Annotated in this window: 19 protein-coding genes; 9 read left to right on the forward strand and 10 right to left on the reverse strand. The window is 66.2% G+C overall.

Features of this window, described 5'->3' with window-relative positions; genetic code table 11:
- Positions 1-5: 5 nt before the first annotated feature.
- Complete coding sequence (locus tag AUL30_RS12820) at positions 6-566, forward strand: HNH endonuclease (RefSeq protein WP_062228292.1); 561 nt, start codon at positions 6-8, stop codon at positions 564-566.
- A 3-nt stretch (positions 567-569) separates the two neighbouring features.
- Here the strand turns inward: AUL30_RS12820 and AUL30_RS12825 are convergent, their stop codons facing one another.
- On the reverse strand, positions 570-1076 hold the full coding sequence (locus tag AUL30_RS12825) for a disulfide bond formation protein B (RefSeq protein WP_062228293.1): 507 nt from the start codon (positions 1074-1076) through the stop codon (positions 570-572).
- A gap of 99 nt (positions 1077-1175) precedes the next feature.
- Positions 1176-1901 carry a superoxide dismutase gene (locus tag AUL30_RS12830; protein WP_062228294.1) on the reverse strand — a complete coding sequence of 242 codons (726 nt, stop codon included), beginning with the start codon at positions 1899-1901 and terminating at the stop codon, positions 1176-1178.
- A gap of 196 nt (positions 1902-2097) precedes the next feature.
- Between AUL30_RS12830 and AUL30_RS12835 the strand changes: the two genes are divergently transcribed.
- The 4 genes from AUL30_RS12835 to AUL30_RS12850 are packed head-to-tail and all read left to right on the forward strand — an operon-like array spanning position 2098 to position 6639.
- Positions 2098-4365, forward strand: a complete 2268-nt coding sequence (locus AUL30_RS12835) for an ATP-binding protein (protein ID WP_062228295.1) — start codon at positions 2098-2100, stop codon at positions 4363-4365.
- On the forward strand, positions 4365-4838 hold the full coding sequence (locus tag AUL30_RS12840) for a response regulator (protein ID WP_062228296.1): 474 nt from the start codon (positions 4365-4367) through the stop codon (positions 4836-4838). The genes AUL30_RS12835 and AUL30_RS12840 overlap by 1 nt, the downstream gene beginning before the upstream one ends.
- The gene (locus tag AUL30_RS12845) at positions 4835-6271 is read left to right on the forward strand and encodes a sensor histidine kinase (protein ID WP_062228297.1); all 1437 of its coding nucleotides are present in this window, start codon (positions 4835-4837) and stop codon (positions 6269-6271) included. The genes AUL30_RS12840 and AUL30_RS12845 overlap by 4 nt, the downstream gene beginning before the upstream one ends.
- Positions 6268-6639, forward strand: a complete 372-nt coding sequence (locus tag AUL30_RS12850; RefSeq protein ID WP_062228298.1) for a response regulator — start codon at positions 6268-6270, stop codon at positions 6637-6639. The genes AUL30_RS12845 and AUL30_RS12850 overlap by 4 nt, the downstream gene beginning before the upstream one ends.
- A 4-nt stretch (positions 6640-6643) precedes the next feature.
- On the opposite strand, the gene AUL30_RS12855 is transcribed toward AUL30_RS12850, so the two are convergent.
- On the reverse strand, positions 6644-7447 hold the full coding sequence (locus tag AUL30_RS12855; RefSeq protein WP_062228299.1) for an exodeoxyribonuclease III: 804 nt from the start codon (positions 7445-7447) through the stop codon (positions 6644-6646).
- Between the two features lie 135 nt (positions 7448-7582).
- On the opposite strand from AUL30_RS12855, the gene AUL30_RS12860 reads away from it, so the two are divergent.
- A complete protein-coding gene (locus AUL30_RS12860; protein ID WP_062228300.1) occupies positions 7583-8461 on the forward strand; it encodes an alpha/beta fold hydrolase in 879 nt (292 codons plus the stop codon).
- 21 nt (positions 8462-8482) lie between these two features.
- On the opposite strand, the gene AUL30_RS12865 is transcribed toward AUL30_RS12860, so the two are convergent.
- Positions 8483-9130, reverse strand: a complete 648-nt coding sequence (locus AUL30_RS12865) for an outer-membrane lipoprotein carrier protein LolA (protein WP_062228301.1) — start codon at positions 9128-9130, stop codon at positions 8483-8485.
- Positions 9131-9315: 185 nt separating this feature from the next.
- A complete protein-coding gene (locus AUL30_RS12870; RefSeq protein WP_062228302.1) occupies positions 9316-12480 on the reverse strand; it encodes a DNA translocase FtsK in 3165 nt (1054 codons plus the stop codon).
- 247 nt (positions 12481-12727) lie between these two features.
- Here AUL30_RS12870 and AUL30_RS12875 point away from each other — a divergent pair, with 247 nt between their 5' ends.
- Positions 12728-13042, forward strand: coding sequence for a GNAT family N-acetyltransferase (locus AUL30_RS12875; protein WP_062228303.1), 315 nt, complete (start codon positions 12728-12730; stop codon positions 13040-13042).
- An 81-nt stretch (positions 13043-13123) separates the two neighbouring features.
- Here AUL30_RS12875 and AUL30_RS12880 read toward each other — a convergent pair whose 3' ends face one another.
- From AUL30_RS12880 to AUL30_RS12900, 5 genes are all read right to left on the reverse strand, one after another.
- The gene (locus tag AUL30_RS12880; protein ID WP_062228304.1) at positions 13124-14494 is read right to left on the reverse strand and encodes an ammonium transporter; all 1371 of its coding nucleotides are present in this window, start codon (positions 14492-14494) and stop codon (positions 13124-13126) included.
- 15 nt (positions 14495-14509) lie between these two features.
- Positions 14510-14848 (reverse strand): P-II family nitrogen regulator, encoded by a 339-nt coding sequence (locus AUL30_RS12885; RefSeq protein ID WP_062228305.1) that lies wholly within the window; start codon positions 14846-14848, stop codon positions 14510-14512.
- 165 nt (positions 14849-15013) lie between these two features.
- Positions 15014-16336: an ammonium transporter family protein gene (locus tag AUL30_RS12890; protein ID WP_062228306.1), complete on the reverse strand. Its 1323-nt coding sequence runs from the start codon at positions 16334-16336 to the stop codon at positions 15014-15016.
- 65 nt (positions 16337-16401) lie between these two features.
- Positions 16402-16740, reverse strand: coding sequence for a P-II family nitrogen regulator (locus tag AUL30_RS12895; protein WP_062228307.1), 339 nt, complete (start codon positions 16738-16740; stop codon positions 16402-16404).
- 238 nt (positions 16741-16978) lie between these two features.
- Positions 16979-17851, reverse strand: coding sequence for an acyl-CoA thioesterase (locus AUL30_RS12900; RefSeq protein ID WP_062228308.1), 873 nt, complete (start codon positions 17849-17851; stop codon positions 16979-16981).
- A gap of 171 nt (positions 17852-18022) precedes the next feature.
- Here AUL30_RS12900 and AUL30_RS12905 point away from each other — a divergent pair, with 171 nt between their 5' ends.
- Positions 18023-19252, forward strand: coding sequence for a ubiquinone biosynthesis hydroxylase (locus AUL30_RS12905; RefSeq protein WP_062228309.1), 1230 nt, complete (start codon positions 18023-18025; stop codon positions 19250-19252).
- Between the two features lie 201 nt (positions 19253-19453).
- A complete protein-coding gene (locus AUL30_RS12910; protein WP_062228310.1) occupies positions 19454-19807 on the forward strand; it encodes a DUF2849 domain-containing protein in 354 nt (117 codons plus the stop codon).
- Positions 19808-19810: the final 3 nt, after the last annotated feature.

Raw genomic sequence — 19810 nt, forward strand, 5'->3', positions numbered from 1 at the left:
CCTCCTTGACGATCGCGGTGCATCCCGGCCTGACTCCGGCACTTGTTCTGAATGCCGATTTCAGGCCGCTCAGCTACTACCCTCTTTCCCTTTGGTCCTGGCAGGACACGATCAAGGCGGTCTTCCTGGACCGCGTCAACATCCTGGCCGAATACGACGTGGCCGTTCATTCGCCGTCCTTCTCGATGCGACTGCCCTCGGTCGTCTGCCTGAAGACCTACATCAAACCGGCACGGCACCCCGCCTTCACACGCTTCAACGTCTTCCTGCGCGATCGTTTCCAGTGCCAGTATTGTGGCTCGCCCCACGACCTGACCTTCGATCACGTGATCCCGCGTTCGCGCGGGGGCCTGACGACATGGGACAATGTCGTGGCGGCCTGTTCGAGCTGCAACCTGCGCAAGGGCGGCCTCATGCCGCGGGATGCCGGCATGTTCCCGGCGCAGAAGCCCTACCAGCCCACCGTGCATGACCTGCACAATAACGGGCGCATGTTCCCGCCGAACCATCTGCACGACAGTTGGCTCGACTATCTCTACTGGGATACCGAACTCGATCCGGAATAGGCGTTACCGGACGGGGCGCAGCGCCCCTCGAAAGGCCGCAAAGGCGATCAGGCCGGCAGCGATCACGTTCCAGCCGGCCATGGACAGGCCCAGGATGCGCAGGGCCGCTTCGCTGCAGGAGGGCGGGCGCACCGCATCGAGCGAACCGAGAAGATCGGTGGACGGGGCAAGGTTCGTGCTTACGGCGCAATCGGCCGGGCCAGGCCAGAAGCTCCACTCGACACCCGCATGGTAGACGCCGATCGCCAGGGTCCAGAGCATCAACACGCCGATCACGCCCAGGAGCACACGCACCAGCGCCGGTGGCAGTCGCAGCGCCACGGCGGCGATGGCGCCCAGTCCAACGGCAAGCCCGATGTAATAGGCCGTCCGCTGTTCCAGGCACAGAGCGCAGGGCATGTAGCCGCCGACATGCTGGAACAGGAGTGCGGTGCCCACGACGATGCCCATACCCAAGGTCAGGGCCACCGCCAGCGGCCCCTGGCCGCGCCAGCCATCGCTTGCCGACATGAAACGCTCCGCTCCGTTAATACGGCCAAGCGCCTTACAGGATTTTACGAGCCGGCGAAACACCCGCCTGTCGGGAGGGTGTTTCGCCGGGTTTGCCCGTTACGGCGTGTCGTTCAACGCGGCGTCGTAGCGCTCCGACACGGCGTTCCAGTTCACCACGCCCCACCAGGCGTCGAGATACTCGGCCCGGCGGTTGTTGTGCTTGAGGTAATAGGCGTGCTCCCACACATCGTTGCCCAGAAGCGGCGTGCCGCGCGTCTCGGCCACGTCCATGAGCGGGTTGTCCTGGTTCGGCGTGGAGGTGATCTCCAGCTCGTTCTCGTCATTGACGATCAGCCAGACCCAGCCGGAGCCGAACTGAGCCGCACCGGCCTTGTTGAACGCGGCCTGGAAATCGTCCATCGAGCCGTAGACGCTCTCGATCGCGGCGGCCAGTTCGGCCGAGGGCTCCCCGGATTCGTCGGGGGCGATCATCGTTTCCCAGAAGAACGTGTGGTTCCAGTGCCCGCCTGCATTGTTGCGCACGGCCGGCGGATAGGTTCCGGCCGACGCCACGAACTCTTCCAGCGTCACATCGGCGAGCGCGGAATCGGCTTCCACCGCCGCGTTCAAATTGTCGACATAAGCCTGGTGATGCTTGTCGTGATGCAGCTCCATCGTCTGTGCGTCGATCACCGGTTCGAGGGCATCGAAGGCATAGGGAAGCTCAGCCAGCGTGAAGGGTCCGGCCGCCTCCGCAGCCTGGTTCTGCGCCATTGCCGAGCCTGCCGAGCCGGCCAGTATCATCGCCAGTCCCATGGCCGTTGCCGTGCGTGTCGTGAACATATCTCGCCTTTCCTGTTGCCTGTCGGCACCCGATGGTAGGGCGTAGGCCCGGCGATCAACCCGCCTCCGCCATTCACCGGGACAGTTTGCCGCAGGCAGGGCAAAGGTCGTGGGGGCGTTGTTTCCATGCAGGGCAGATTGTTGGCTTGGCATGGATCGGCGTTGCACCTAAGTGTGACCGAAAGGACGGTGGCGCATGGTCGAAATCAGTCAGGATGCCCATGTACCGGGGATGAGTTCGTCCTTTGCAGACGCGTGTGCGCGCGAACCGATCCATATTCCCGGGAGCATCCAGCCGCACGGCTTCCTTCTGGTTATCGATGAGGAACAGTCCCGGATCGTCCAGGCCAGCGTCAATGCGGAAGGGCTTCTGGGCCGGCCCATAGCCGATATCCTCGGAGCCCGCCTGACAGACCTCTTGCCCGACATCGCCGAGGCCATCGCAGGCGACGGCCTGGCGGATGACAGCAGCAGAGGCGCGGCGCCGACCTCTCCGCAGGGGCTGGGGCGGGTGGACTGCAACGGCCACAGCTTCGAGGCCTTGGTCCATCGGCAGGGTGATAGACTGCTGGTGGAACTGGAGGAAACCGATCCGGAGGCCGCCACCGGAACGCTCGACGCGCTCTATCCGCGCATCCGTGCCTTCGTCGAAGACAGCCAGTCGCTCCCCACGCTCGATGCGCTGAACGCACAGGCGGCGCGGGTGGTCCGGGACCTGACGGGCTTCGACCGCGTGCTGGTCTATCGGTTCGATCCGCAGTGGAACGGAACCGTGATCGCCGAGGATCGCAACGACCGCCTCCCCTCCTATCTAGACCTGCGCTTTCCGGCGGCCGACATTCCCGCCCAGGCGCGGGAGCTCTACCGGCTGAACCGGCTGCGCATCATTCCCGACGCCGCCTACAAGCCGGTTCCCCTGGTGCCCGAGCAGGACCCATCGACCGGCGCCGCCACCGATCTGAGCTTCTCGGCCCTGCGCAGCGTTTCGCCCGTCCATGTGGAATATATGCGCAACATGGGCACGCCGGCTTCCATGTCGATTTCGATCGTGGAGGATGGCCGGCTCTGGGGCCTCATCTCCTGCCACAATGCCACGCCCCGTCGGGTCCCGGCGCATGTGCGCACGGCCTGCGACTTTCTCGGCCAGGTCGTCGCCATGCAGATCGGCGCGCGCCTGCGCAGCGATGAGACGGCGCAGCGTGTCGCCCGCCATACCATCGAATCCCGGCTTCTGGCGCATATGTCGAACGAGCCGCATTACGCGGTGGGGCTGACACGCTCGCCGGCCGATCTTCTGGCGCTGACCGACGCGGCGGGCGCGGCCGTCATCGGACCCGATATCATGGAACGGGTGGGTGAGACCCCGTCCGAAGACGCCATCCAGGAAATCGCGGACTGGCTCTTCCGCACCCAATCGCACGATGATGTCTTTGCGACCGATCATCTGGCAGCGGACGTGCCGCGCGCCGGTGCGTTGGCTGAGACGGCTTCAGGCCTGATGGCCATTTCGGTGTCGCAGCTCCATCCGAGCTACGTGCTCTGGTTCCGCCCCGAGCTCGTGCAGACGGTGCGCTGGGGCGGCGATCCGCGCAAGACCGCGACCGACCGGCTCAATCCGCGCCAGAGCTTCGAATTGTGGAAGGAAACCGTGCATCAGCGCAGCGCGCCCTGGACGCCGGCGCAGAAGGCCGCCGGGGCAAGCCTGCGCAACGCCATCGTGGGCATTGTCATGCGCAAGGCCGAAGAGATGGCCGGGCTGACCGAGGAGCTGAAGCGCAGCAATCGCGAGCTCGAGGCTTTCTCCTACTCCATCAGCCACGATCTGCGCGCGCCCTTCCGCCATATCGTCGGCTTCGGCGAACTCCTGAAGGAATCTCCCTCCCTGGCGGGCGACGAGCGCGCCGGGCGCTATGTGGACACCATCATCGATGCGGCCATCTCGGCGGGACGCCTGGTGGATGATCTCCTCGGCTTTTCGCAGATGGGCCGCTCCAAGCTCGTGCCCATCCCCGTGGACATGAACCGCCTGGTGGCGGAGGTCATGCGCATGCTGCGGCCCGAGCTCGTCGACCGGCAGATCACATTCGATGTCGCCCCGCTTCCCGCTGCCACGGCCGATCCGACCTTCCTGCGCGCCGTCTGGCAGAACCTGATCGGCAATGCCATCAAATACAGCCGCAAGACGGACCCGACCCGGATCACCATCGGCGCGGAGTCCGGTGAAAACGAAGATGTCTATTTCGTGCGCGATGACGGCGTGGGCTTCGACATGGATTACGTCGACAAGCTCTTCGGCGTCTTCCAGCGCCTGCATCGCATCGAAGATTACGAGGGCAGCGGAATCGGCCTTGCCAATGTCCGCCGCGTCATAGACCGCCACGGCGGACGGACCTGGGCGCATGGCGCGCCCGGGCAAGGTGCCACCTTTTACTTCTCGCTTCCCCGACGCCTGGAGCAGAACTGATGCCCGACATCAAGCCGATCCTTCTTGTCGAAGACAATCCGAACGATCTGGAACTGACCCTGCACGCGCTGGAACGCAGCCTCCTGGCCAATGAGGTCGTGGTGGCGCGGGATGGGGCGGAGGCGATCGACTGGCTCAAATCCCGCGGTGCGCATGTCAACCGGTCCGACGGCGATCCGGCGGTCGTGCTCCTGGACCTGAAGCTGCCCAAGCTCGACGGTCTGCAGGTGCTGGAGATGATTAAGACGGACACGGAGCTGCGCCACGTGCCCGTCGTCATGCTGACCGCCTCCAAGGAGGAAAGCGATCTCGTGCACAGCTATTCGCTCGGGGTCAACGCCTTCGTGGTAAAGCCGGTCGACTTCAAGGAATTCTTCAAGGCGATCCAGGACGTCGGCGTCTTCTGGGCGATCCTCAACGAGCCGCACCCGCCGCGGCCGCGCCAGACGCCCATGAAAGTCACCGAAGCATGATTCTGGACGGCCATCCGACGCGAATCCTGAACCTGGAGGACAGCGACCTCGACGCCGCGCTGATCGAAGAGCATCTGCGGCTGGCCGGTATCCGCTTTGCCATCGATCGCGTCTGGGACCGGGAGCATTTCCTGGCCGCCCTGAAAGAAGGCACCTACGATCTGATTTTGGCCGATTACCGGCTGCCCTCCTTCGACGGCCTGGCCGCGCTGGAGCTTGCCCGCCTCCATGCCCCCAAGCTGCCCTTCATCTTCGTGTCGGCGACGCTGGGCGAGGAAATCGCCATCGAGGCGCTGAAACAGGGCGCGACGGACTATGTGATCAAGTCGCGGCTCGGCCGGCTCGGGGCCTGTGTGGCCCGCGCCCTTCGTGAGAGCGAGGATCGGCTGGCCCGCGGTGTCGCCGAGGATGAATCCGCCCAGACACGCAAGCGGCTGAGCGCCGCACTGACGGTCGCCAAGATCGGGACCTTCGAATGGAACCTCCAGGACGACACCGTCCTTCTGGATCCGCGCTCCATGGAGATCCTTGGCCTGGACGGCCCCGTCCTGCGAACGGTGGAAGAGCTCAAGACGATCATCCGCCCGGAGGATGCGCCCCGCGCGCGCGATGCCGCCCGCTCGGCGCGCGCCGCCCGCACCCGCTACGAGGTCGAGTTCCGCATCGAGCATCAGCGCGGTTTGACACGGGACATCGCCCTTGTCTGCGACTGGTTCGGAGCGCCGGGCACGGCGGAGGAACGGGGGATCGGCGTCCTGCAGGACATCACCGATCGCAAGGCGGCCGAGTTGAAGCAGGCCCTGGTGGTGCGCGAGCTGCACCACCGGGTCAAGAACAGCCTGTCCACCGTCCAGTCGGTCATCAACTTCACGCTCAAGACCTCTCCGGACATGCGCAGCTTCGGCGACGGCATCTCGGCGCGGATCGCATCGCTCGCCCGCAGCCATGCGCTCCTGACCAATGATCAGTGGCAGGGGGTGCTGCTGCGGGAGGTCTTCACCTCGGAACTCGCACCCTATGATGACGGTTCACGCGTAACCATGGACGGACCGTCGATCTACCTGCCCTCGGATCTTGCCGTATCTTTCGCCATGGCGGTCCATGAGCTGGCGACCAACGCCGCCAAGCACGGAGCCCTGTCCGTGCGCCACGGCAAGGTCGATATCCGCTGGAGCATCGAGCGGGAGGAGGATGGTGACATGCTGAGCATCGTCTGGGCGGAAAGCAACGGACCGCCGATCCTGTCCGCGCCGACGCGCAAGGGCTTCGGCTCGACCCTTCTGGAACGGCTCCTGGCCATGCAGGTCGGCGGCTCGGTCACCTCGGAACTTCCGCGTGATGGCGCGAAGGTCGTGATCCGCGCGCCGCTGGCGGCCGCCGGGGCCGCGACGCCCTCGCCCATGGGCGATGCCCAGACTGAGGCCGCCGGATGAACCCGCCCTGGTCCGGCAAGCGCGTTCTGGTGGCGGAAGACAATCCCCTGGTGGCCATGGACATCGAGGACTGCCTGATCGCCGCCGGCTTCCAGGTGGTCGGGCCGGTGGCCCGCGCGCAGGACGCGCTGACGCGATGCGCCAACGGCCTGATCGATGCGGCCGTGCTCGACTTCAACCTGCATGGCGGCCCCGTCACGCCGGTGATCGAGCTCTTGTGGGAGCGGTCCGTCCCCTTCGTGATCTATACGGGGGCCGGCGTGCCGGAGGATATCAGCGCCCGCTTCCCGGGCATGATCGTCTGCATAAAGCCCGTCGCGCCCGAGATGCTGGTGCTGGAGCTCACAAAGGCGCATCAGGCACGGTGAGCGGCTAAAGGTCGAGTTCCGCAACCACGGGAACATGGTCGGACGGACGCTCCCAGCCGCGCGCATCCTTGCGGATCCGCAACTGCGTCATGAGCGGGGCGATGTCGGGGGAGGACCAGATATGGTCGAGCCGCCGGCCCCGGTCCGCTGCGGCCCAGTCCTTGGCGCGGTAGCTCCACCAGGTATAGACCTTTTCCGGAGCGGGGATGGCCTGGCGGATCAGGTCGGCCCAACCGCCCTCCTCGATGATGCGGTTCATGCCCTCGGTTTCGACCGGCGTGTGCGACACGATCTTGAGCAGCTGCTTATGGGACCAGACATCGTCCGGCAGCGGTGCGATGTTGAGATCCCCCACCAGGATGGCCGACACGTCCGGTTCGCCCGAGGCGCGCATGGCGCGCATTTCCTCGATGAAATCGAGCTTGTGGCGGAACTTCACGTTCACCTCCGGGTCCGGCTCGTCGCCGCCCGCAGGCACGTAGAGATTGTGCACACGCAGCTTGCGCTCACCCACCGATAGCCGCACCGACAGATGGCGCGCATCGCCCACGGCGCAAAAGTCCTGCCGGATCACGTCATCGAACGGGTAGCGCGAAAGCGTCGCCACGCCGTGGTAGCCCTTCTGCCCGTGGATCGCGACATGGCCGTAGCCGAGCGCTTCGAACTGCGCATGCGGAAACAGTTCATTGGGGCATTTCGTCTCCTGCAGGCACAGGACGTCGGGGCTTTCCTCGGCAATCAGGCGCTCCACGATCGGCATGCGGAGGCGGACGGAATTGATGTTCCAGGTGACGATCTTGAAGGTCAATGACGGATCTTTTCGCGCTGGGAGGAAGAACCCTGCCCTTATGGCCAAGCCGCGTTGTCGCATCAAGCACCATGGGTGATTGCAAGCCGCCTCCCGCACCCCATCTTTGGCTCGCTGAGGCAAGCGGAGCGGGCGATGTTCGAAGGTTTCACGGCGCATAGCCTGCAGGGTGACGGGGCGGCCATCCATGCCCGCATTGGCGGCGATGGTCCACCGCTCCTCCTGATACACGGCTATCCCCAGACGGGCGCCATGTGGAACCGCGTGGCAACGCGCCTTGCCGAGCGCTTCACGGTCGTCGTTCCGGACCTGCGTGGTTACGGCCAGTCCGATGCGCCGGAAAGCAAGGGCGGCGCGGCCTATTCCAAACGCGCCATGGCAGCCGACATGCGCGCCGTGATGCAGGGCCTGGGCCATGAGCGCTTCGGCGTGGCCGGTCACGATCGCGGGGGCCGGGTGGCCTACCGCCTGGCGCTCGACCATCCGGATTGCGTCTCGGCGCTGGCGCTTCTCGACATCCTGCCGACGATCGAGGTCTGGGAACGGATGGATGCGGCCGAAGCGCTGAAGACCTACCACTGGCTCTTCCTGGCGCAGCCAAACCCCATGCCGGAGCGGCTGATCGGCGCCGATCCCATCTTCTACCTGGATACCACCCTGGCGAGCTGGACCCGCGGCATCACCCTGTCCCCCTTCGATTCGGAGGCGCTGGCCGAGTATCGGCGCTCCTTCGTGCGCCCCGAGCATATCCATGCCGCCTGCGAGGACTACCGGGCCGGCGCCAGCGTGGACCGGGAGCACGACGCGCAGGACCGGCAAGCCGGCCGACGCATCGAAGCGCCCACGCTGGTCCTGTGGGGAGAGGATGGCAGTCCGGCGACGGCAGGCGACGTCCTGTCCGTCTGGCGGCCCTGGTGCGCGAGCGTAGAGGGTACGGCCATCCCCTCCGGTCATTTCCTGGCCGAGGAAGCGCCGGACGCCGTCACTTCGGCGCTCGGCGACTTCTTCCGCTGACGGGCAGCGGGATGCGCGGCATCAGCCGCGCGTCTGGCCCATGGCGATGGAGTTGTAGGGGATGTTGAAGACGGAAGGATCGATCTTCACCCCTTCGCTGACATCGTAGATCATGACCGTCGTGTCCTTGCCCTGCGCATCGCGGATGGTCCACTGCCGCAATTCGCTGGTGCTCGGATCGAACATCATGGTGATGCGCGAATTGCCGAAGACCGACTTGTCGCCCATCACGATGGTGGTGAGGTCCGGCCCCTCGTTGACGCTCTGGATATTGGCCGCGGACAAGTCGATCCGCCGATCCAGGAGCAGCTTCATGGGCGTCTTGGACAGGGGGTAGAGATCCCAGGTGTTCATGCGCCGGTTGTTCACGGCCACCTGCTGCCCATCGGCGATGACGCGCAGCGGCGCGCCCGTATAGTCGAAGCGGATCTTGCCCGGGCGCTCGATGTAGAACTTGCCTTCGGTCTGGTTTCCGGCGGCATCGAACTGCACGAAGCTGCCGGCCATGGACTGGACGGACGAAAACTTGTCGGCGACGCGCTGCGCCACCGCGTTGGCGGACTGGGCCATGGCCTGCGGCACGGCGGGCAGGAGCATCAGCGCCGCCAGCGCGAGCGCCTTGGCCGTCCGGTTGAAGGGGCTGGGGATGGTCCTGTCAAATGGCCACATTGGCATTCCTGTCCTTTGCTGTTCGGCCCCCGTCCCGGTTCCGTCCGCAGGCGCCGAAGGTATCGACACTGCCATGCGGGGACGGCGTATTTGGGGCCGACCGTCCTGTCCCTGTTCGCACAAGATGGTGAGCGGGGGCCGTCTCGGCAACGCCCGGCCGACACCGCCGTACCGGGCGGCGCCGATCAGGCGTTGTCGGTCGGCACCAGGATCTCGCGCTTGCCGGCATGGTTGGCCGGGCCGACGACACCCTCCTGCTCCATCCGCTCGATGATGGACGCCGCGCGGTTGTAGCCGATCTGCAGCCGCCGCTGGACATAGGAGGTCGATGCCTTGCCGTCGCGCAGCACGATCGCCACGGCCTGGTCGTAAAGGTCCGCCGCCTCGTCCACGCCCGCGGCGCCGCCGCCGCCGCCGGCCGGTGCATCGTCCTCGTCCTCTTCCTCCAGGATGGAATCGAGGTAGTCCGGCACGCCTTGGGATTTGAGGTGCGACACGATGGCCTCGACCTCGGAATCGTCGACGAAGGGTCCGTGCACGCGCTGAATGCGGCCACCACCGGCCATGAACAGCATGTCGCCCATGCCGAGGAGCTGCTCGGCCCCCTGCTCCTGCAGAATGGTGCGGCTGTCGATCTTGGAGGTGACCTGGAAGGAAATGCGCGTCGGGAAGTTGGCCTTGATGGTGCCGGTGATCACGTCCACCGAGGGGCGCTGCGTTGCCATGATCACATGGATGCCGGCGGCACGCGCCATCTGCGCCAGGCGCTGGACGGTGCCTTCGATCTCCTTGCCGGCCACCATCATCAGGTCGGCCATCTCGTCGATGATCACGACGATGTAGGGCAGCGGCTGAAGATCGAACTCTTCCGACTCGAAGATCGGCTCGCCGGTCTCACGGTCGAAGCCGGTCTGCACGGTTCGGCAGATCGTCTCGCCCTTGTCGATGGCCTGGGCCACGCGCGCGTTGAAACCATCGATGTTGCGCACACCGATCTTGGACATTTTGCGGTAGCGATCCTCCATCTCGCGCACCGTCCACTTCAGCGCCACGACGGCCTTCTTCGGATCGGTGACGACGGGAGACAGAAGATGCGGGATGCCATCATAGATGGAGAGTTCCAGCATCTTGGGATCGATCATGATCATGCGGCACTGGCTCGGCGTCAGCCGGTACAGGAGCGACAGGATCATGGTGTTGATGGAGACGGACTTGCCCGAACCCGTCGTGCCCGCCACCAGAAGATGCGGCATCTTGGCAAGATCGGCGATGACAGGCTCGCCGCCGATGGTCTTGCCGAGGGTCAAGGGCAGCTTGCCCTTGTTCTGGCTGAAGCTTTCGGCAGCCAGCATCTCACGCAGATACACGGTTTCCCGCTTGCGGTTCGGCAGCTCGATGCCGATGGCGTTCTTGCCGGGGATGACGGCGACGCGCGCGGCGATGGCGCTCATGGAGCGGGCGATATCGTCGGCAAGGCCGATCACCCGCGAGGACTTGATGCCCGGCGCGGGCTCCAGCTCATAGAGCGTGACGACCGGCCCCGGCCGGACCTCGATGATCTCGCCCTTCACGCCGAAATCGTCCAGCACGCCTTCGAGCAGACGCGCATTTTCCTGCAGCATTTCGGGGGTCAGCGAATCGTCCCGCGTGCGGGCGCGGGGCGGCGACAGAAGGTTGATGGAGGGCAGTTCGAAAAATTCCGGCTGGTAGGCATGGGCCGGCTCGCCCTGGTAGACGCGCGCCGGCGCGGCGTGGCGCGCAGGCGCTGCCGGAAGCGCGGCGGGCACCACGCGCACGGGTTTTTCCATCGACGGCATGGCAGGCGACATGGCCGGGTTCATCGAGGGCTCGGTGCGCGCCGCCACGTCGTTGCTGGGCGTCCGGTTGCGGCCGATCCCCGGAAAGGCGACCACATTGGCGGGGATGTAATCGCGCCAGCCGCCCGTCTTCTCCACCGGGCGCTCCTCGAAGCGCTCCGGCTCCAAAGCCTCCGGAGGCGTCTGCGCATAGGCGATCATCTCCTCCTCGACCATGCGCTCCTCGACCGTCAGGCCGTCATCGGGCGCGGGGTCGTGCATGTATGGGCCATCCTCGTCCGCATAGGCCGTCGCGTCGGCATCGAAGGGCGCATCCTCGTCGAAATGCGGGTCTTCGCGCAGGCCATCCTCGTCCGTGGCGTCGTCACGCTCCCAGCGCTTCTTGCCGAGGCGCGTGGCCGCATAGGAACCGTTCCAGTCGCTGCGGCCATGGCGCACGGTGGCGCGGCTCGTATCCACGGCGCGGCGCGCTCCGCCCTCGTCGGGATGCGGGGCGAAGGCCATGGCTGCCTCGTCCGGGGAGGCCTGCATGCGCGGCGGCTCGGCCGTCACGGGCGCGGCGGCCGCACGCGGGGGCGCGGCGCGCGGCGCCTGCGGGGCGACATCGGGCTCGACGCCATAGGCGTCGAATCCGTCCATGTCGAAGCTGTCGAAATCAGGCTGCTGCGGCCGCGTGTCGACGACGCGGATCTCACGCCCGGAACGGGGGCCGGGCGCCATTGCGGATTCAGGCGCGGCAAAGCCGGTCATGCGCGGCTCGGCCCGGCGCTCCGCCACGGGCTCGACGCGGCGCGGCTGTGGCACGGCTGCCGCGCGCGGACGCCGGACGGCCGAGCGCAGCGCATAAATGCCATGGGTCAGCGCGCCGAACAGGAGTTGCAGGCGGCCTTCGCCGGCATCCTCGTCCAGCTCCTCTGCCTGGATGGGCGCATGCCGCGTGCGTTCTTCCACCGCACGGTGCGGCAGGGCGGCCTGATCGCGCCCCAGGACGCCAAGGCCGATCAGGAACAGCCAGGCGGCCGGCGCCGCCAGGACCATGCCGAGGATCGAGCCGGCCAGGCCCGAGGGGAAGGCTCCGGTGACGAGCGCCGGAAATTGCAGGACGATATCTCCGGCGATCCCGCCGAGGCCGATCGGCAGCGGCCAGCCTGCCGGTGCGCCGAAGCAGCCCAGCGCCGTCGCGGCGAGAATCAGGCCACCGAGTGCGAACCAGCCGCGCCGGCTCGCCCCGTTGATGCGCCGACCGGAGACGAGCCGCAGGCCCCACACGAAAGGCAGCACCACCAGGAGCACGGAGGCAAGGCCGAAGATCTGCATGCACAGATCCGCGATGATGGCGCCCGAGGGGCCGGCGAGATTGGTCACCGCGGCGTCGCTGGCCTGGTTGAGCGAGGGGTCGGCGACATTCCAAGTCCCGAGCGCCGCCGCCAGATAGACCGAGAGTCCCAGGAGCGCGACGCCGCCTACGACCATGAGGCCGGTGCGCCGTTTCCCATCGGTGTCTTTATCCGCGTTCATCGCTGCCATGGTCATTCGTGCTTTGTCCTGTTGCCCGCCGGTGGAGGCCGGCCTTCGTTCAACGAGACCCGAGCCGTCGCAGGCGACGGACGGAGTCGAGCCACCCACCCCGAAACGGTCGGGGCGGCACGTCGATACACACCTTATGCGCGCCGGGGTTAAAGCCCCTTTAACCCTGTTGAACACCGACATGCGGCATTTTGGCGAACCTTTGGGCCGATACGACATTTCTCCTCATCTGAAGAAACCGCAAGAGGAAACGATGGATATCAAGCACGAGGATCATGGCCGCGGCGGCCTGTTCGTCACCGGCGAAGGCGACCAGCGCGCCGAGCTGACCTATTCCCCGGCCGGGCTGCAGCAGGATGCCTGGGTGTTCGACCATACCTATGTGCCGGAAAGCCTGCGCGGCCAGGGCATTGCCGAGAAGCTCTTGGACTATGCGGTCGATTTCGCCCGGCAGAAGGGCAAGAAGGTCGTCCCGGCCTGTTCCTACGTGCGGGCGCAGTTCGAGCGGCACCCGGACAAATACGCCGACCTCGCCACAGAGGAAGCCAAGCCTTTCGGCCGCGTCTGAGGGCCAGGATTACCGACAACGAAAAGGGGCGGGCGCCGCGGCGCCCGCCCCTTTTGTGATTGTACTTTCGGGTGCGGCCGATCAGCTGTGATAGGCCGATTCACCGTGCGAGGTCAGGTCGAGCCCTTCGCGCTCGGCTTCCACGCTCGGACGCAGGCCGACGATCAGGTCGACGACCTTGTAGAGGATCGCCGATACGACGCCGCAATAGACGATCGTGATCAGGACCGCGATCACCTGCGAGTAGACCTGAGCGCCCATGGACACGCCCTCGGCAAGGCCGATGCCGCCGAGCGAGGAGGACACGAAGACACCGGTGCCGATGGCGCCGATGATGCCGCCGATGCCGTGGATGCCGAAGACGTCGAGGCTGTCGTCATAACCCATGGCGGGCTTGACCACGGCAACGAAGAAGTAGCACGCCGCGGATGCGATGGCGCCGAGCACGATGGCCCCGACAGGTCCGATCAGGCCGGCAGCCGGCGTCACCGCGACCAGGCCGGCGATGATGCCCGACACGGCGCCCAGCATGGAGGCCTTGCCGCGCACGATGGCTTCGATGAGCACCCAGGCCACGGTCGCACCGGCGGTGGCCGTGAAGGTGTTGATCATGGCCAGGGCGGCGCCGTTGGTGGCTTCCAGGTTGGAGCCGGCATTGAAGCCGAACCAGCCGACCCACAGGATCGAGGCGCCGACCATGGTCAGCGTCATGGAGTGGGGCGCCATCATGTCCTTGCCGAGCCCGGCACGCTTGCCGACCATGAGCGCGCCCACCAGGCCGGCGATGCCGGCATTGATGTGCACGACCGTGCCACCCGCGAAGTCGAGCGCGGCGACGCCACCGGCATGGGCGCCGTTAAAGATCAGGCCGTTTGCATCCCAGACCATGTGCGCGATCGGGAAGTAGACGATGGTCACCCACAGGATCACGAAGAGCACCACGGCGCCGAACTTGATGCGCTCGGCGAAGGCACCGACGATGAGCGCCGGGGTGATGCAGGCGAAGGTCATCTGGAAGGCGATGAACAGATATTCCGGCAGGTTCACGCCATCGGTGAAGGTGGCGACCGTCGTGTCAAGATTGACGCCCGACAGGAACACCTTGGCCAAGCCTCCCCAATAGGGGCTCGTCGACCCGCCGAAGGCCATGGAGTAGCCGTAGAGGACGTAGATGATCATCACCACGGCGGTGATGGTCACGCACTGCATCAGCACCGACAGCATGTTCTTGGCGCGCACGAGGCCGCCATAGAAGAGGCCGAGCCCGGGCAGGATCATGAAGAGCACGAGGACGGTGGACACCAGCATCCACGCCACGTCGCCCTTGTCGACCACGGCCGCGACGGTTTCGACCGGCGCCGGGCCGACCCCGGTATCCTGCGCCAGAGCGGCGCAGCATGTCGCCAGAAGGCCGGCAAGTCCGCCGGCGATGGAATGTTTCAGGAGTTTCATCGATTCACTCGCCCCTCACAATGCGTTGGCGTCGGACTCGCCCGTGCGGATGCGCAGGGCACTGTCGATCCCGTAGACAAAGACCTTTCCGTCGCCGATCTGCCCTGTCCGCGCTGCGGAGGCGATGGCGTCGACGGTGCGCTGGACCGCTTCCGACGGAACGGCGACCTCGATCTTGAGTTTTGGTAGGAAGCTCACGGCATACTCGTTGCCGCGATAGATTTCCGTATGGCCCTTCTGGCGGCCGTAGCCCTTCACCTCGGTAACGGTGAGGCCATCGATGCCGATCGAGGTAAGCGCTTCGCGCACCTCGTCGAGCTTGAATGGTTTGATGATCGCCACGACGATCTTCATGTGTGTTGACCTTCAGCGGGGAAAACCGGCTCCCCGAAACGCCGCGCCGCTTTCACGGACGAGTCATGCTGCTCGGCAGCCCTTGCGGCCGCTTTGCCGGAAGGGGCCGCATGACGCGCCCCCTCCCCTGTCGATGACGGCGCCGGGGCGCCGCCTTCCGCCGCGTCAGAGGCGCGCGGCGGAGAATTCGGGATAGGCCTCCACGCCGACTTCGGAGCGGTCGAGGCCGAGAGCCTCTTCCTCTTCGCTCGGGCGCAGGCCGAAGACGGCCTTGATGGCCAGCCAGACGATCGCCGAGGCGATGGCCGTGAAGGCGCCCACGGCCACGATGCCCGTGAGCTGCGCGGAGACGCTCGCCTCCGGATTGGTGAAGGGAACGGCGAGCGTGCCCCAGATCCCGGCCACGAGATGGACCGGGATGGCGCCGACGACGTCGTCGATCTTCAGCTTGTCCAGAAGCGGGACGGCGACGACGACCAGCGCCGCGCCGATGCCGCCGATGATCGCCGCTGAAAGGAAGGTCGGCGTCAGCGGCTCGGCCGTAATGGCGACGAGGCCCCCCAGCGCGCCATTCAGCGCCATGGTGACGTCCACCTTCTTGTAGACCACCTGCATGACGATCATCGACACGATCACGCCGGCCGCCGCCGCGGTGTTGGTGTTCACCACGACCCGACCGACCGAGGCGGCATCCTCGATCGTGCCGAGGGCGAGCTGCGAGGCTCCGTTGAAGCCGAACCAGCCGAACCACAGGATGAAGGCGCCGAGCGTGGCCAGCGGAATGGACGAGCCCGGCATGACGACCGAGCGACCATCGGCCGTGAAGCGGCCCTTGCGCGCGCCGATGATGAGCGCACCCGTAAGCGCTGCCCAGCCGCCGACCGAATGGACGAGGGTGGAGCCGGCGAAGTCCGAGAAGCCAACCTGCGACAGCCAGCCGCCGCCCCAGGCCCATGAACCGGTAATCGGATAGATGATGCCGCACAGGATCAGGACGAAGAGCAGGAAGGGCCACAGGCGGACGCGCTCGGCCACCGTGCCCGACACGATCGAGGCCGCCGTCGCGCAGAACATGGACTGGTAGAAGAAGTCGGTCGCCAGGGAATAGTCGCCCGTATCGGCGGACGGGGCAGGAAAGACCATCGGGGCGAACTGGCCGAACCAGCCGCCATCGACGCCCGTATACATGAGGTTATAGCCGACCAACCAGTAGACGAGGACGCCCAGGGAATAGAGCGAGATGTTCTTCAGGCACTGCATCGACACGTTCTTCGAGCGGACGAGCCCGGCCTCGAGCATGGTGAAGCCGGCCGCCATCCACATGACGAGGACGCCGCCGAGAAGGAACAGGACCGTGTTGAACACATAGAAGTACGGGTCAGGCGTTGCGGCGACGGCCGCCTCAACCCCGGCATCCTGCGCCAGCGCAAGGCTGGGCAGGGCAAGGGCGAGGAGTCCGGCGGAATGGATGATCCGTGAAAGCGTCATCGTTCGGGAATGTCCTTGTATGCTGCGGTCCGGCGCTGGCCGGCTGCCGCCAGAGAGCTGGAAGGTCAGAGCGCGTTCGTGTCGGTTTCTCCGGTCCGGATGCGGACGGCCTGTTCGATCCCGAAGACGAAGATCTTGCCGTCGCCGATCTGGCCGGTCTTGGCGGCGTTGGCGATGGCGTCGACAGCCGCCGGCACCATGTCGGCCGCGACGGCGATCTCGATCTTGAGCTTGGGCAGGAAGCTGACCGCATATTCGGTCCCGCGGTAGATTTCGGTGTGGCCCTTCTGCCGCCCGTAACCCTTGACCTCGGTCACGGTCAGGCCCTGGATGCCCACCGCGGTCAGCGCCTCGCGGACTTCGTCCAGCTTGAATGGCTTGATGATCGCCATCACGATTTTCATGTTCACCTCGACCCTTGTTCACCCGGAACCCGCTGGCGGATCCCTGACGCTTGCGTTCAACCCCCCGGCCCGGCCGGTTCGTGACGCTTCAGGGTGTTACAAGACTCGTGCCAAATGGCCGGCGGCTGCGCGAATAGGCGCCAAACCCCGAATTTTCGCCGTGATTGCGCCGTCCGCCGCTGAATTTAGCGGCAGGGCGCGCAGCATCCTCTGCATGTTTTGAGTCCAGCCTGCGCAACTATTGTGCAGGGCGCTCTTTCCTTGGGCGGATGAGACCTTCCTGCGCCACGGAAGCGATGAGCGTCCCGTCGCGCGCAAAGAGCGCGCCGCGCGTCAGGCCGCGCCCGCCGGAGGAGGAGGGCGAATCCTGGACATAGAGAAGCCAGTCATCCAGATGCACCGGCCGGTGGAACCACATGGAATGGTCGAGGCTCGCGGCCTGCACCCGCTTGTCGAAGACCGACAGCCCATGCGCAAAGAGCGCCGTGTCCAGGAGCGTCATGTCGGACAGATAGGCCAGGATGGCGCAATCGCGTGCCGGATCGGCCGGGACGCTGCGCGACAGGCGAACCCAGATCGCCTGGTGCGGCGGCAGCTTGCGGTCGCTGAGATAGTGATCGAGCGAAACGGGGCGGAACTCGACCGGCCGTGGCCGCTGCCAGTAGCGGCGCACCGGCTCGGGCGCCTCTTCGAGGATGATCCGGTTCCACGCCGCATGGTCGATATCGTCCGGCCCGGCGACCTCCGGCATCGGGATCTGGTGTGAAAACCCTTCCTCCAGCGCCTGGAACGAGGCCGTCAGCACGAAGATCGCCTTGCCATGCTGGAGCGCCGTCACGTTGCGCGTGGTGAAGGAGCCGCCGTCACGCAGGCGGATGACCGAATAGACGATGGGAATGGCCGGATCGCCGGGGCGCAGGAAGGTGCCGTGCAGCGAATGGACGGGCCGGCTGTCCGGCACCGTCCGCTGCGCCGCCACCAGCGCCTGGGCGACGACCTGGCCGCCGAAGACACGCTGCCAGCCTGCATCTGGGCTGACCCCACGGAAGAGGTCATCCTCGAGCCGTTCGAGATCGAGTGTCGTCAGAAGCGTGGCGACGGCATCCTGCATGGTCGAATTTCCCTGTCTGCCGGCCGCACCGGACCGTCCGGCCTGCCTTACCATGTTCTTGGCGAACGGATCTTTTCAACGGTGGCTTTTCGCCTTCGCGTTTCCGTACGGCCGGCAAATGCACTAGATATCGCAGTCGTGGTGCCAAACGGATGGAGCTGAGTCGAAGCCATGGAAGAAGCGGAGCGTTTCGACATCGTCATCGCCGGCGGCAATCATGTCGGCCTGTCGACGGCCCTTTCGATCCGCAGCTTTGCGCCACATCTGTCGGTCCTGGTCGTCGACGCGGCGCCGGAGCATGCGGGGATCGGCGAAGGCCGGGCATCGGCGGTCGCCGCGGCCGCCGTGCGCATGCTCGACCGCCTCGGCGTATGGCAGGACATGGCCGGCGAGGCCCAGCCCATCAACGAGATGATCGTCACCGATTCCCGCCTGTCCGACACGGTCCGCCCCACCTTCCTGACCTTCGATGGCGCGATCGCGGAGGGCGAGCCCTTCGCCTATATGGTCCCCAACCCGGTCATGACGGCGCCCCTGCGGGCCAAGGCGGCCGAGCTCGGCATCGATGTGCGGTTCGGGACTGCCGTCACGGCGATGTCGGCGTCGAACGGCCATCGCCGCCTCACCCTGTCGGACGGACGTTTCGTGGATGCGCGGCTCGTCGTGGCGGCCGATGGCGCACGCTCGCGCCTGCGTGACATGGCCGGCATCGGCACCGTCTACAATGATTACAAGCAATCGGGCATCGTGGTGACGGTGGCGCACGAGCGCCCCCATGACGGCCGGGCCGAGGAGCATTTCCTGCCCTCCGGCCCCTTCGCCATCCTGCCGCTCAAGGGCAACCGGTCCTCGCTGGTCTGGACCGAGCCGACGCGGGAGGCCGAACGCCTCGTCACGGCCCACCCCCTCGTCTTCGAGACGGAGCTCGAACGGCGCTTCGGGCTGAAGCTCGGCGCGCTCACCGTGGAAGGCAAGCCGCGAGCCTATCCGCTTGGGCTGCGGCTGGTGCGTGCCTTCGTGGCCCCGCGCTTCGCCCTGGTCGGCGATGCGGCGCATGGCCTGCACCCGATCGCCGGCCAGGGCCTGAACTACGGCTATAAGGACGTGGCGGCGCTGGCCGAAACGGTGGTGGAGGCCGACCGCCTGGGGCTCGATATCGGTGCGCTCGACGTGCTGCAGCGTTATGAGCGGTGGCGCCGCTTCGACACGCTGCGCATGGGCATGACGACGGATGTCCTGAACCGCCTCTTCTCCAACGACAATCCGATCCTGCGGCAGGTCCGCAGCCTTGGCCTGTCGCTTGTCGACCGGGTGCCGCGCCTGAAGGATTACTTCATCGGCCAGGCGGCCGGCTTGTCCGACGAGGACAGCCCGCGGCTCTTGCGCGGCGAAGCCATCTGACGGACGCGGCGTGGAGCGATTTCGCGGCCCGACCAGGGGTTTTGAGGCAAAACGTTCTTCCACGCCGTGCTCATTGGAACGGATGACGGCGCGAACGCCGCGCGCTTGCCGTATTTAGAACGGAACCAGACATGGCGGCGACCAGTCCGGGACGCCACTGCCGGGCCATACGGCCCACCCCTCCCTCATGAGGTTCCGATCATGGCCGACGTCAAGAAGGACGGGAAGTACAAAGGCATCGCCCTGCCCGTCATCCTGTCTGCAAACGACCTTCTGGACGGCGCCGTCGTCTTTCTGACGCAGGCGGGTTGGACCTTCGATCCGGCCAAGGCACTCGTCGGAGAGGATGCCGACGCTGCGGAAGCCATGGAGGCGCGCGGCCTTGCCGCCGCAGCCGCCAATCTCGTGGTCGATCCGTATCTCGTGGCCGTCCGCCTGGACGAAGCCGGCTTTCCGCGCGCCACGCATTTCCGGGAAGCGATCCGGCAGGCAGGCCCTTCAACCCATCCCGAGCTCGGCAAGCAGGCCGAGTTCCGTTCTCAAGTCCGGGGGTGAGCG

Origin of the sequence: Aureimonas frigidaquae (genome assembly GCF_001463905.1) — a bacterium.
GTDB lineage: Bacteria > Pseudomonadota > Alphaproteobacteria > Rhizobiales > Rhizobiaceae > Aureimonas > Aureimonas frigidaquae.